This is a genomic window from Shewanella sp. NFH-SH190041, from assembly GCF_024363255.1.
Taxonomy (GTDB): domain Bacteria; phylum Pseudomonadota; class Gammaproteobacteria; order Enterobacterales; family Shewanellaceae; genus Shewanella.
Genome location: NZ_AP026070.1, coordinates 190,777 through 202,971 on the forward strand (window position 1 = coordinate 190,777; position 12,195 = coordinate 202,971).

The 12,195-nt window shown below is 50.1% G+C and carries 16 protein-coding genes; 3 read left to right on the plus strand and 13 right to left on the minus strand.

Features of this window, described 5'->3' with window-relative positions; genetic code table 11:
- Positions 1-5 precede the first annotated feature (5 nt).
- The 7 genes from flgH to NFHSH190041_RS00935 form a co-directional block, all read right to left on the minus strand.
- Positions 6-668: a flagellar basal body L-ring protein FlgH gene (gene flgH, locus NFHSH190041_RS00905; protein WP_261923458.1), complete on the minus strand. Its 663-nt coding sequence runs from the start codon at positions 666-668 to the stop codon at positions 6-8.
- Positions 669-678: 10 nt separating this feature from the next.
- Positions 679-1,464 (minus strand): flagellar basal-body rod protein FlgG, encoded by a 786-nt coding sequence (gene flgG / locus NFHSH190041_RS00910; RefSeq protein WP_261923459.1) that lies wholly within the window; start codon positions 1,462-1,464, stop codon positions 679-681.
- Positions 1,465-1,480: 16 nt separating this feature from the next.
- Positions 1,481-2,215, minus strand: coding sequence for a flagellar basal-body rod protein FlgF (gene flgF / locus NFHSH190041_RS00915; protein ID WP_261923460.1), 735 nt, complete (start codon positions 2,213-2,215; stop codon positions 1,481-1,483).
- 9 nt (positions 2,216-2,224) lie between these two features.
- A complete protein-coding gene (flgE, locus tag NFHSH190041_RS00920; RefSeq protein WP_261923461.1) occupies positions 2,225-3,448 on the minus strand; it encodes a flagellar hook protein FlgE in 1,224 nt (407 codons plus the stop codon).
- A gap of 11 nt (positions 3,449-3,459) precedes the next feature.
- The gene (locus NFHSH190041_RS00925; RefSeq protein ID WP_261923462.1) at positions 3,460-4,125 is read right to left on the minus strand and encodes a flagellar hook assembly protein FlgD; all 666 of its coding nucleotides are present in this window, start codon (positions 4,123-4,125) and stop codon (positions 3,460-3,462) included.
- Positions 4,126-4,136: 11 nt separating this feature from the next.
- On the minus strand, positions 4,137-4,556 hold the full coding sequence (gene flgC, locus NFHSH190041_RS00930; protein WP_261923463.1) for a flagellar basal body rod protein FlgC: 420 nt from the start codon (positions 4,554-4,556) through the stop codon (positions 4,137-4,139).
- A gap of 76 nt (positions 4,557-4,632) precedes the next feature.
- Positions 4,633-4,983 (minus strand): flagellar basal body protein, encoded by a 351-nt coding sequence (locus tag NFHSH190041_RS00935; protein ID WP_261923464.1) that lies wholly within the window; start codon positions 4,981-4,983, stop codon positions 4,633-4,635.
- Between the two features lie 92 nt (positions 4,984-5,075).
- Here NFHSH190041_RS00935 and flgA point away from each other — a divergent pair, with 92 nt between their 5' ends.
- From flgA to NFHSH190041_RS00950, 3 genes are all read left to right on the plus strand, one after another.
- Positions 5,076-5,846 (plus strand): flagellar basal body P-ring formation chaperone FlgA, encoded by a 771-nt coding sequence (flgA, locus tag NFHSH190041_RS00940; protein ID WP_261923465.1) that lies wholly within the window; start codon positions 5,076-5,078, stop codon positions 5,844-5,846.
- Positions 5,847-5,949: 103 nt separating this feature from the next.
- Positions 5,950-6,240, plus strand: coding sequence for a flagellar biosynthesis anti-sigma factor FlgM (gene flgM, locus NFHSH190041_RS00945; RefSeq protein WP_261923466.1), 291 nt, complete (start codon positions 5,950-5,952; stop codon positions 6,238-6,240).
- 6 nt (positions 6,241-6,246) lie between these two features.
- Positions 6,247-6,699, plus strand: a complete 453-nt coding sequence (locus tag NFHSH190041_RS00950) for a flagellar protein FlgN (protein WP_261923467.1) — start codon at positions 6,247-6,249, stop codon at positions 6,697-6,699.
- Here NFHSH190041_RS00950 and NFHSH190041_RS00955 read toward each other — a convergent pair.
- Genes NFHSH190041_RS00955 through fliE form a run of 6 tightly spaced genes read right to left on the minus strand, consistent with a single transcriptional unit; the run spans position 6,696 to position 12,192 of the window.
- Positions 6,696-7,103, minus strand: a complete 408-nt coding sequence (locus NFHSH190041_RS00955) for a flagellar FliJ family protein (protein WP_261923468.1) — start codon at positions 7,101-7,103, stop codon at positions 6,696-6,698. The genes NFHSH190041_RS00950 and NFHSH190041_RS00955 overlap by 4 nt on opposite strands.
- Positions 7,100-8,416 carry a FliI/YscN family ATPase gene (locus NFHSH190041_RS00960; RefSeq protein ID WP_261924997.1) on the minus strand — a complete coding sequence of 439 codons (1,317 nt, stop codon included), beginning with the start codon at positions 8,414-8,416 and terminating at the stop codon, positions 7,100-7,102. The genes NFHSH190041_RS00955 and NFHSH190041_RS00960 overlap by 4 nt, the downstream gene beginning before the upstream one ends.
- A complete protein-coding gene (gene fliH, locus NFHSH190041_RS00965; RefSeq protein WP_261923469.1) occupies positions 8,403-9,149 on the minus strand; it encodes a flagellar assembly protein FliH in 747 nt (248 codons plus the stop codon). Before fliH ends, NFHSH190041_RS00960 begins: the two co-directional genes overlap by 14 nt.
- 6 nt (positions 9,150-9,155) lie before the next feature.
- Positions 9,156-10,142: a flagellar motor switch protein FliG gene (locus tag NFHSH190041_RS00970; protein WP_261924998.1), complete on the minus strand. Its 987-nt coding sequence runs from the start codon at positions 10,140-10,142 to the stop codon at positions 9,156-9,158.
- Between the two features lie 19 nt (positions 10,143-10,161).
- Positions 10,162-11,847, minus strand: a complete 1,686-nt coding sequence (gene fliF / locus NFHSH190041_RS00975) for a flagellar basal-body MS-ring/collar protein FliF (protein ID WP_261923470.1) — start codon at positions 11,845-11,847, stop codon at positions 10,162-10,164.
- Between the two features lie 9 nt (positions 11,848-11,856).
- Complete coding sequence (gene fliE, locus NFHSH190041_RS00980; RefSeq protein ID WP_261923471.1) at positions 11,857-12,192, minus strand: flagellar hook-basal body complex protein FliE; 336 nt, start codon at positions 12,190-12,192, stop codon at positions 11,857-11,859.
- Positions 12,193-12,195: the final 3 nt, after the last annotated feature.

The following is a 12,195-nucleotide window of genomic DNA, read 5'->3' on the forward strand; positions in this document are numbered from 1 at the left end:
GTCCATTACAATGGGAACCAAGGACTGTTAAAGTAACGCGCCGCCCAGCCCATCGCATTGCTGTCGGCAATGGCCCCTTGTCCGCCATAAATAATTCTGGCGTCAGCGATTCGTTGAGATGAGATGGTGTTATCGTTATCAATATCGTCTGTGCGCACTAATCCCAGTAGCCGCAGATATTCATCACCTTGACTTAGGCGTAACCATTTTTCACCCCGGATGACCAGGACGCCATTGGGTAACACTTTGGCGACGGTAACTGTGATTGAGCCAGTTAACTGGTTCTGCTGCATGGTTGAACCGCCGCCGTTAAAACCGCGGCCGAACTTACCTTTACCGTCGATAGATAGACTTCCGCCATCACTACTCCCCGTAATCCCCATGGAGAGATCTTGGTTTTTACTGGTTTGGGTGTTGGCTTTTTTGCTGGAGTAAGTTTTCTCATCCAGCGATACCGTCAAAATATCGCCTTCTCGGTAAGCCCGCTTATCCTTAAACAGGGTCAGCATATAACCGGGGCGATATGCACTGCCGTCTTTGGGATCTGGCAGGTCATAGTTAATCTTGGGGGGCGCCCAGGTTTTGGTGCCGGGTTTTTGCTCTGCTGCGGGGAAATGGGACACGCAGCCCCCTAACAGCAGTAGCATCAGGAATCCGAGAAAGCGCATGACGGGGTCCTTATACAGATTGGTTGAGGAACTTGAGCATGTCGTCTGAGGCGGATACCACTTTGGCATTCATCTCATAGGCACGCTGGGTAGAGATCATCTCAACCATTTCTTCCACTACGTTTACGTTGGCACCTTCCAATGCACCTTGACGAACTTGGCCCAGTGCATCTTGACCTGGAACCCCTTCAATCGGTGCGCCGGAGGCATCGGTTTGCTTGAACAGGTTACTGCCCAGTGCTTCCAGACCGGCCGGGTTGGTAAAGTTAACTAAGGTGATTTGGCCTAAGTTACGGTTACCACCTTGACCCGCCATTTGGGCTGTAACAGTACCATCAGTGCCGATAGTGACACGCAGCGCATCTTCTGGAATTTCAATATGAGGGGCTAGTGGCATGCCTTGTGACGTTACCATCAGCCCGTCAGCGTTACGGTAAAATTGACCATCACGGCTGTAAGCCGTATCACCATTAGGCTGTTCAATCTGGAAGAAACCATTACCTTCAATCGCCAGATCCAGCTGTTGATTGGTGGTATGCAGATCGCCCCCAGTGAAGACTTTTTGCGTGCCGGCAACTCGGGTACCTGTACCCAGTTGCAGCCCGGATGGCAGTTCGTTCAGTTGATCCGCTTGGCCGCCTGGCTGACGCTGGATTTGATAAAACAGATCATTGAAGGCCACGCGGTCGCGTTTAAAGCCGGTGGTGTTAACGTTTGCCAGGTTGTTGGCAATGGTCGTCATCTTGACGTCCTGGGCTGTTAACCCAGTTTTACTGACCCAGAGGGCGGAATTCATAGCTGTATCCTGTCAATTACACATTTTGCAGCAGACGGTTGCTGGCATCAGCCATGCGGTCTGCGCTTTTCATCAGTTTGACTTGTATTTCAAACTGGCGGTTCAGATCCATCGAGGCGATAAGCTCGCTGACAGCATCAACGTTGCTGCCTTCGAGGGCGCCGGACTGAACTTCAATATCATCACTCGCTGCTAATCTGCCATTGTTCTGAGCATAGAAGAGCCCATTTTCGCCTTTATGCAGTTCATCCCGTGTAGGGCTAACCAGCTTTAATTGGGCAACTTCTTCCATTGGCGCCCCGGCTTTGGTCGCAATGGAAATACTGCCATCACGGCTAATATTGATGGCCTGGTAAGCGGGTAGCACGATTGGGCCACCGTTGCCTAATACTGGATGTCCATCGATGGTCAGTTGGCCTTCAGCATCAGCCACTAAACTACCATTACGGGTATAGGCTTCACCTTCAGGGGTTTGCACACTGAACATGCCTTTGCCATTAATGGCGAGATCCAGTGGCCGGCCGGTAGAATCAGCCACACCATTACGGCTGGAATAGCCTGCATCCGTTGTTTCGGCCATCACTCGGGTTGGTAGCGCTGCGGCAACCGTGTCTACCTTTACCGCCTGTACGCGCTCAAGATCGGCTTTAAATCCCGGGGTGTTGGCATTGGCCAGGTTGTTGGCCCGAATGGTCTGGGCTTGCAAAATACGGTTGGCCCCTTGGGCCGCCGTATAGATCATCTTATCCATGGGTTACCGTTAGATTGCGTTCAGCAGGGCTTGCTGCATATTGTTGCTGGTGTCCAGTACCTTGGCATTGGACTGGTAATTGCGCTGAGCTGTCATCAGGCTCACCATCTCTGCAGTGGTATCTACGTTGGAGCTTTCCAGATAGCCGCCAGTGACACCGCCCAGGGTGCCGGTTTTCGGTGCGCCAGTAACGGGTGCGCCAGCCGCTGAAGTGGCTTTCCAAGCGTTATTACTTACTGGGGTCAGGCCATTAGGGTTAGTAAAGTTTGCCAGTACCACCTCGCCCTGCAGTTGCTCTTGACCATTGGTATAAGTGCCGAAGATTTTACCACTGTCATCCAAGCGGATACCGTTTAGCTCACCTGATGTATAGCCGTCTTGGCTTAGGCTGGAGTTACTGTAGTCAGCGGCATACTGGGTGCAACTGGTGTAGTCCAGTGCCAGTTTGATATCGTTAGCACCATTGGTGACAGTAATGTCTAAATTTGGTTTTGGTGTACCGGTAGTTTCAATTTTACCGTCTTTATCGAAGTTTAACGTGGCTGTGACAGGTGCACCTTTATTTGTCAATGGGTTGCCATCAACCACATAGTGTACGGTCCACTGATTAGTCCCGGCTGCGCCAGTTTTAGCAAAGTACTGGGTCATGGCGTGTTCATTACCCAGCGAGTCATACACTGTCACGGTACTGGATGAGTTAAAGCTCAGCGGATCATCGGTTTTAAATGGATGAGTTGTAGTATCAATCGTGGCAACACGTGCATCCAAGTTAGAAACTTGGTCAACTTTAGTAGACGCTTTCGCAGGCAGAGAACCAGCTTTAATCTGTAAATCGCTTAGGTTACCGTTTTGCAGTTGACCATTCGCGTCGACACTATAACCGCGCAGATGGTTACCGGCTGGATCGGCGAGGTAGCCCAGTGCATCTTGCTTAAACATACCCGCACGGGAGTACATGGTACTGCCATCGGTGCTGTTCAGCATAAAGAAGCCTTCGCCTTGAATCCCCATATCCAAATGACGGCCAGTATAGGTTAGTGAACCACCTTGGGAAAAGTTCTGGCTGGTGCCTGCCACATTCACACCACCTGGATTGCCGCCGTTGTAGATCGCAGAAAATTCACTGCGGCCACCGCGAAAGCCTACGGTCGAGGCGTTGGCGATATTATTACTGATGGTGTTTAAATCCTGGCTGGTAGACTGCAGACCGCTCAGGGCAATATTAAAAGACATGGTTAATCCTTTTAAGAAACTTCAGAAATGTCGAGAACAGAAACAGCACCTAGGCCATGACCCAATTCGGCCATCATGGTTCCTTTCGCGCTGACGAAATGAATTTTGTTAATTGGGGCGGACAGGAAGCTTTCGCCAGTAATCGCCTGCTCACCATCTTTGGCAGTAATTTTCAGGGTGTACTGGCCTTTTGGTAGCCCCAGTGCTTTAGGGTCAATGGAAAATGGCACATCACCGCTGGCTTGGCTGCCGAGGTTCATGGTGGTGGCAACATTGCCGTACTGATCCAAAACATCAATATCCAGTGCACTGACATCGTGTTTTAACAGCACTTTCCCCTTTACTGGGTTGGTATCCATATTGAACTGGCTTGCCGGTACCATGGCTTGCTTACCTAGCAGTGATGCGGATTCCAGCATATTGGTATTTTGCATCATGCTCATTTGGGTGAGCTGGTTTTTACGCATATGCTCCAAGCTCTCAACCTGAGAGAAGGTTGCCAGCTGACTGATAAACTTATTGGCATCCATCGGATTGGTTGGATCTTGGTTTTTGATCTGGGCAATCATTAGCTTCATAAACTGATTTTTCAGTGAGGCTGCGTCATTGCCATTGGCTTTGATGCCAGGTTTATCTTGTTGTTTGGCGGCGTTGTCCGCCTGAATTTGCATCGACATGGCGCGATTCCTTATCTGGTGCCCAGTGACAGCAGACCCTGCTGCATACTACGGGCGCGGTTGATCACATCTACGTTGCTTTCGAATGCCCGGCTGGCATCCATCATATCGGCCATTTCCTCTACGGTATTGACGTTGGAATAGGCGACATAACCATCTTTATTGGCCAGAGGGTGATCTGGCTGATAGCGCATTTCTATCGGTGCGTTACTTTTTACAATACTGGCGACCCGCACTTTGGCTCCGCCCACTTGGCCATTACCGGTTTGGCTGTAAATGGTTTCAAAAACGGGTTCTAAGGCACGGTAAGCCTTATCCGGTGATTTGGCCGCAACACCGGCATTGGCTAGATTACTGGCAATGGTGTTGAGACGGATGGTGTGTGCCGTCATCGCGCTGCCGGCAATATCGTAAATCTGATTAAATGACACCTGGTTTCCTCTCGTTGACGCGATTGATGGTCAAAGACATTATTCAGCGGCCGTCACACTCAATGGGGACGGAATTTTATTTGCCTTCAATGGCGCTGCGCAGGCCACTAATTTTCATGTTTAGAAAAGTCAGACTGGTCTGATACGCCATGGCATTTTCGTTAAATCTTCCCTGTGCGGCACCCATTTCTACCGTGTTGTGATCCGCACTTGATTGATAGGGAATGCGGTAACCGGATTTGTAATTCCGGTTGATTTGCGTGCCGTTGTTCAGACTCTGTACCATGGCACCAAAATCCAAATCTTTGGCTTGGTATCCCGGCGTTTCAGCATTGGCAATATTGCTGGCCAGAACCTTGCTGCGTTCTACCCGGAAATCGAGCATCTGAGGGTGAACTCCCAGTGCTTCATCAAGCTTGATAGACATGGTGTCTCCTAGTAAGGTATGTCGGCATTTCGTGGCACATAACCAAATACTATGCCAAAAATTAAATTTGTTATTATTCAACAGGTTGAGATATGGGCAAAATGATTTGCGGAACGTGGGGTTCCCGCTTCCTACGGTTCTTTTCCGGTATTTTTTTCCGTGTTGTCATTGGCTTGCTGATGATCATGTTGCAACCGTTATCGGCCCATGCTGTAGAGGTGACAGCGCAGGTTCAGCACAGTGCAAAGCAGTTTATTCACCAACAAATAAACCAATGGGCCGCTCAAGAGGCGATCAAGCAATACAAAACCGACATTAATTTACGCCTGCCAGAAGTGCTTAATCGATTTGCTACCTGTCCTAAACCAGTTGAAATCAGTTATGCATCACGTCTGAGTAATTTATGGGGCATGATTTCTTTGAAAGCGGAATGTCCAGCGCAATTTTGGCAAACTCGGCTGCAAGCCCGGGTTGCAGTGCGGGCAAGAGTGCCGGTACTAAACCATTCCATGGGACGGGGCGAAGTAATTAGTGGCAAAGATATTGCTTGGCGGTGGCAACGCCTATTGCCGTCTAGTGATGATTTTGTCACTAAAACTGATGAGGTGATTGGGCTACAGGTAGAGCGGCATATTCGAGCCGGGCAGGTCATTAATCGTCGACAGATTGGGTTGGCTGACTGGGTGACATCGGGTCAGCAAGTCGTGATAGAAGCCGCGAGTGACAGATTTGTTGTTCGAATGCAGGGGCAAGCATTAGACAATGCGGGTAAAGGGCGCAGTGTGCGAGTGCGGAATATCAGTTCCGGCAAAGTGATTCTCGCCTATCCTATCGCCCCAGGCGTGGTAGAGACTCGTTTTTGATTCCGCCAGCAGAATTCACCGGAAAATTTGCTTCCGCCGTTTTAGTTTTGCAGTATTGTTGCCGCCTCTTAACTTTATAGATGCGACAATCGGAGAATGCCTGATGGAAATCAGAAAAATGACAGTACCGGTAGCTCTGGTCAATGGAACCAAGGGAACCCCGGTCCAAGCTCAGACTCAAAAACAGAATAACACTACAAAACATGGTACTGCAGCTTCTGAGCAATCTGTTAGCCATGATTGGCACATGCTGGAGCAAGCTCACGACGATTTAAAGCAGACCTCGGATTTTGACGCCGAAAAGGTAGCTGCAATCAGACAATCACTGCGTGATGGTAGTTTTGATCTGGATATCGGGGCGATCAGTCAGGCCATGTTACGCCAACACGGGTAATTTACTATGTCATCCAAGCGTGAACTGTTGCAACAATTGGTACGAGATATTCGCCAAGATATTACTGATTACCAGAAATTAAAAGTCATGCTGACAACGCAGCGGCAATTGATGATGCACCATGATAATCAGCGTCTGATTGACCATAATCGACAACAGGATCAGTTGGTTGCAGAGCTGCACTGCCGCTCAGCCCGCCGCTGTCAATTGTTAGTTCAGATTGGCGTTAGTGCGGATGCTATGGGCATGGATAAGCTGATTAAAGTGTTGCCGGCTGCCAGTGGTCAACAGTTTGCTAAATTTTGGCAACAGCTTAAGCAGTTGGTGATAGAAGCACAACAAGCCAATGAACAAAATGGGCAATTACTAGTGCGCCAACAGGAGATGATCGATAGCCTGATTGCCAGTGACCCGTTAGAAACGGGTACCCGCCTGACAACGCCTTACGGTCCGGCTTAACCGGCATAGCGTCTGCCCGCCAGATCATCACAAGCTTTTTGTTCTTGCCGTGCAAGTAATGTTCTGGCCTGATCCCGTTTATGTTGCAGCAACCATTTTAGCCCCTGCAATCTGCCGAGTTGTGCCCGCCACAGTTTTTCTATACGACTTAACTCCACCTGGTGGAGTGAAATCTGTCTGGCCAATGCTTTATCCATTGGCTCCAACTGCCCGGTCAGTTGCTGCTGGTTTTGCCACAGTAGGCTGTTGTGATAGCTGGAACCTAAATACCCATCATTAAGTTGACGCAATAGCTGTAATTGCTGTTCCATGCCATGGATTTGGTTAGCCAGCTGTTGACGCTGACTACCCAGTTGTTTCAGTTTATCTTCTTCCCGCTCTGACAGACGGATTAAGGCGTTCATGCCTGCTCCAATACCTGTATCAATTCGGTCAGCTGCTCGAGGCTGGCCTGAATATTTTGACTTTCATCCATGGCCTGCTGCAGAAATGCAGCGATAAGCGGATAACCCCTCACCGCTTTATCTAACTGTTGATCTTGTCCAGGTTGATAACCACCTAGAGGCAGTAATTCCCGCACTTCCTGATAACGTCCCAGTAACTGGCGGATCGTTGAGATCTGCTGTAGCTGAGTTTTATCTGCGATCTGTGATGCTAGACGACTGACTGAGGCATTCAGATCGATGGCAGGGAAATGACCCGCTTCAGCCAATTTACGGCTAAGCACAAAGTGGCCATCAAGGATCGCTCTTGCGGCATCGGCAACTGGATCTTGCTGGTCATCACCTTCGGCCAATACCGTATAAAAGGCGGTCAGCGTGCCACTATCATGCTCGCCATTACCTGCCATCTCCACTAGAGACGGTAGTTGCGCAAATGCGGAAGGCGGATAGCCTTTTGTTGCAGGCGGCTCACCTAGACTAAGGGCAATTTCTCGTTGTGCTTGAGCATAACGGGTTAGCGAGTCAACCAGTAGTAAGACCTGCTTACCTTCATCCCGATAACGGCAGGCAATCTGGTGGCACAGTCGCATCGCCCGCAGTCGCATGAGCGGTGGCGTATCTGCCGGGGCGGTAATTACCACGGCGCGGCGGCGGCCAGCTTCACCCAGTGCTTGTTCAATAAATTCCCGGACTTCACGGCCCCGTTCACCAATCAGCCCCACGACGACAATGTCGGCTTCGGTAAAACGGGTCATCATACCGAGCAGCACACTCTTACCCACCCCAGGGCCAGCAAATACACCCAGACGTTGTCCTCGTCCCACCGGCAGCAGGGCATTAACGGCGCGCACGCCGACATCCAGAGGCTGGGTGATCGGCAGGCGGGTCAGGGGGTTAGGAGTATGCAGTGAAGGCTTGACATAATTGACCCCTGTTAGTGGTCCCAAGCCATCCATAGGTTCACCCATGCCATCCAATACCCGTCCCAGTAGCCCTTGCCCCACTGGGATACGGTAACTGGATTCTATGGGAATAACCCGGGCCCCGGGCATTAAGCCTGTGGTATGGCTGATGGGCATTAAACACAGCGTGGACTGATGAAAGCCGACTACTTCGGCTTCCACTGTGCCAGTTTGGCATTCAATCAGTGCCCGGTCTCCGGTGCCCAGATGACAGCCAATCGCTTCTAGCAGTAGGCCATTCACCCGGGTCAGTCGACCATAAACCTTAGCAACAGGAACCGTTGGCCAATCAAAAATTTCAGCGGTCTTCATGGCCGGTTTCACCGGTGGACTCCTGAGCCATTTGAGTGGCAATATGCTGTTCTACTTGATCCATGCTGGCATTCAAGCGGGTCTCCAAGGAGGCATCAGCGTCACATTGATCACACAGGATGCGACAGCCTCCTTGGGTAATATTGTTATCCGGTACCAAGGTCCAATCTTTGATCTTTTCTGGCGCTAACTGTTTCAGTTCATCCACAGCGTTAGGTTGCAGGTGGATCTTGATATCAGTGGCATCATTTGGCAGTGCTGCTAACGTTTCTTCAACCAGAGTCAGGATCTGCTGCGGCTGCAAGGTTAGCTCACAGCGGATCACCTGGTGGGCTACGCGGCGCACCAGATCGACGATCAGCTGTTGCTGAGTCAAAATTTGCTTGTTATGGCCATCTTCTAGCAGAGATTTCAACGCACTGAGTGGCGCGATGATTTCATTAAGCTGCTGGTCAACATCCATTTTACCTTGCTGCTGGCCTTCAATTCTCCCTTGATGGAAACCGGCGGCATAACCCGCTTGTTTACCCTCTTCTTCACCGTTCTGACGACCAGCTTGATAACCTTGGTTAACGCCTTCGTCATAACCTTTATCGAAGGCTTGCTGATAATCTTGCCATTGGCCTGTATGGCCTTCATTGCCACTGTCTAGACCTGGCGCCTGTCCTTGCAATGGCGCAAATTGGTGGCGGCGAGCATAGGTGCCATCTAGGCGCCAGCGTGAGTTTGCCATAATTTGTTACTCCACCACCTGTTCTTCAAATAATTGCAGCTCAATTTCACCGTTTTCCATCATTTCTTTGGCAGTATCCATGATCTGACGACGAGCTTCGTTAGCCTGGCTTAATGGTACTCCGCCCAGTGCGTCGGACTGAGTTTCAATGGCAGAGGACATACGCTTTGGCAGGGCATCGAGCAGGGTGCGCTTCAATTCAGGATCAATACCTTTCAGTGCCAATGCTAGCGTATCAGCATCTACAGCACCAATGATGTCCTGCAGCACTTCAGCTTTCTGGCGACCCAGAATGATAAAGTCGAACATATTGTCAGCGACATCGCTTGCCAGTCGTTTGTCATAGATGCGGATCATCTGCATCAGCTGTTCACGATTACCCTCAAAACGGTTGAGGATATCGGCAACCTGACGTACGCCAGCAACTTGAGTGTGGCTCTTTTCCATTGCCATGAGCATGCAGCGTTCAACCAACTGGCGCAGTTCATCAACCACATCACGTTCCAGTTCACCAAGCTGAGCAATACGGATCAGCACTTCATCCTGGTTGGCTTGTGGCAGATGCTGTAACACCTGGGCTGCCGTTTCTGGTGGCAACAGGCCGAGCATAACGGCTTGCAGCTGAACGTGCTCATGGAGCAGTTCACGGGCTAGCAGTTTGGCATCAACCCACTCCAAACGCTTAACCAAGGTCTTGATTTCATCACCATAAATGGAGTCGATAAGGCTTTTGGCGACTCGATCACCTAAAGCCAAATCCAATGTTTTTTGCAGGTATGCGCGAGAAGCGCGGGCAATCCCGGCCTGCTCGGCATAACGGCGGAAGAAGCGGTTTAATACCGCTTCTGCTTCATGTTGGGTGATGGCGGACAGGTGGGCCATTTTGTAGCTCAGGTGCTCTACGTCATTGCGGTCCAGATGAGCCATGACCTGAGAGGCGCCATTTTCACCCATGCTGAGCAGCAGCATAGCTGCTTGCTCTTGGTTATCCATCTTGATGGTCAGATCTTCATCATTCACTGTCTTTATCTCTTATCCAATGGCTGATAACTTCGGCAACCCGGGCGGGGTCGTCATTGGCCAATAGGGCCAGGTGTTCCATTTTTACTGTCAATGGTGAGCCAGGTGAAGGGAGTGCCCCTTGAGAGAGCGCAGTCTGGCCCGGTGTCAGTGATGCACTGTCTGTGTTACCCGGCGCAAGTGCATCATTGGTTTTACCGGGAAGTTGCGGGTTTGAGCTGTTGCTTAGCTCCAACGCCTTGGCTCTTGATTGACTGCCGGAGGCACTAATCAGGTGGCTAACTAATGGGCGCAGAACGAAGAAAATCAGGCCTAACCCTAACAATCCCCCAATCAGGTATCTCAGGTAAGTTGGGTAATCGATACTTTGCCACCATGGCAGAGGTTTAAAATCAACTTTCTTTACCGGTAAAAAGGTAAAGTTACTGATGCTGAACGTATCACCACGCGCCTGATCAAAGCCGATAGCGTCTTTAACCATGGTGCCGATCTGGTTTAGCTCATTTGGCTGCCAACCGTCTTTACCGGCAACATCTTTATTGACTAATACCGAAACAGACATTTTTTGCAGTTGCATCTGTTGGAAACGGGTGTGGCGTACGGCCTTACCAACACTGAACTGACGGCTTTGCTGTTGGCTTATATCGGTCGCATCATTATTCTGACCATTGGCGCCATTTTTCGGTGCAGTGGCTGGGGTATTACTGAGACTGCCTGGAATACCAACACCCAGCGTATTGCTGCTCTTATTTGATTTGATGTTTTCTTGAGTGACAACACCCTTAGGATCCAGTGATTCTTGGGTTTCTTCCACCTGATTGAAGTTGACGGTTGCCGCAATTTGTACCTGATAATTGTGTGCCCCTAAAATTGGGGTGAGCATATTCTCTGCGCGCTTGATCAGGTTATGCTCCAATTCATTGGTGTAGCCCAATTGCTTATCTTTCGCTTGGGTGATGTCTTGGTTACTGGCTAGATCAGCACTGAGGTAATCACCAGCTTGATCCACGATTTGTACACTACCCGGAGACATTCCAGTAACACTGCCGGCGACCAGATTTGCAATTGCTTCAACTTGTTGCGGATCCAGTTTTGCCCCAGCATAAAGATCCAGCATCACAGATGCGGTTGGTTTTTCTGGGTCTGTACGGATAAACAAGGTGTTCTTCGGAATTGCTAGATGCACCCGGGCGCTACGCACTTGGTTCAGCGCCATAATGGTGCGAGCCAGTTCACCTTCCAAGGTATGACGATACTGGGCAACTTCCATAAATTGGCTAGTGCCAATCGGCGTTTTGTTCATTTCGTCCCATGCGGCAGGCATTTTGGCTTTGACGCCATGGGCGGCCAGCACCATACGGACTTCACCAACCTGATTTTCTGGTACCAGAATTTGGCCGGTTTGGGCATCGATACGATATTTGGTGCCAGTACTTTCCAGTACGTTGATAATTTGGCCGGAATCGATGTGCTCTTGATCGCCATACAGTGGACGGTAACCTGTGGAGCCAGTCCACAGCATCAATACGATCACGCAGGCCACAACCGATGCCAGAATAGCCAAGATCAGTACTTGGCGTGGGCCGGTAAACATGCCGGAGAGCTTGTCTTTCATCGCACCAAGACCACTCATGGCTGAAGATGCCGTAGATGACGAATTTGCAGTTGAGGTTGACATTCAGCTTCCTTAAATCGGCATTTTCATGATGTCATCGAACGCCTGCATTAGACGATTTCGGATCTGCATCATGGCATCAAATGACAGGCTGGCTTTTTGGGTAGCGACCATAGCTCCTACCAGATCATCACTTTCTCCAGTATCGACGGCTCGAGTCAGAGCATCTGAAACCAACTGATCATTGTTAACGGAAGCAATCTTCTGCTCCATCAGTGCGCTAAATGAGACCGGATTAGTTTCATCTTGGGCCATTGCTGATGGCTTGATCAGCCCTTTGGCCATATCCCCCTGAATCTGCATGGTGTGTTGCAGCTGACTGGATGCGGTTTGTATTGATAAAGACATGAT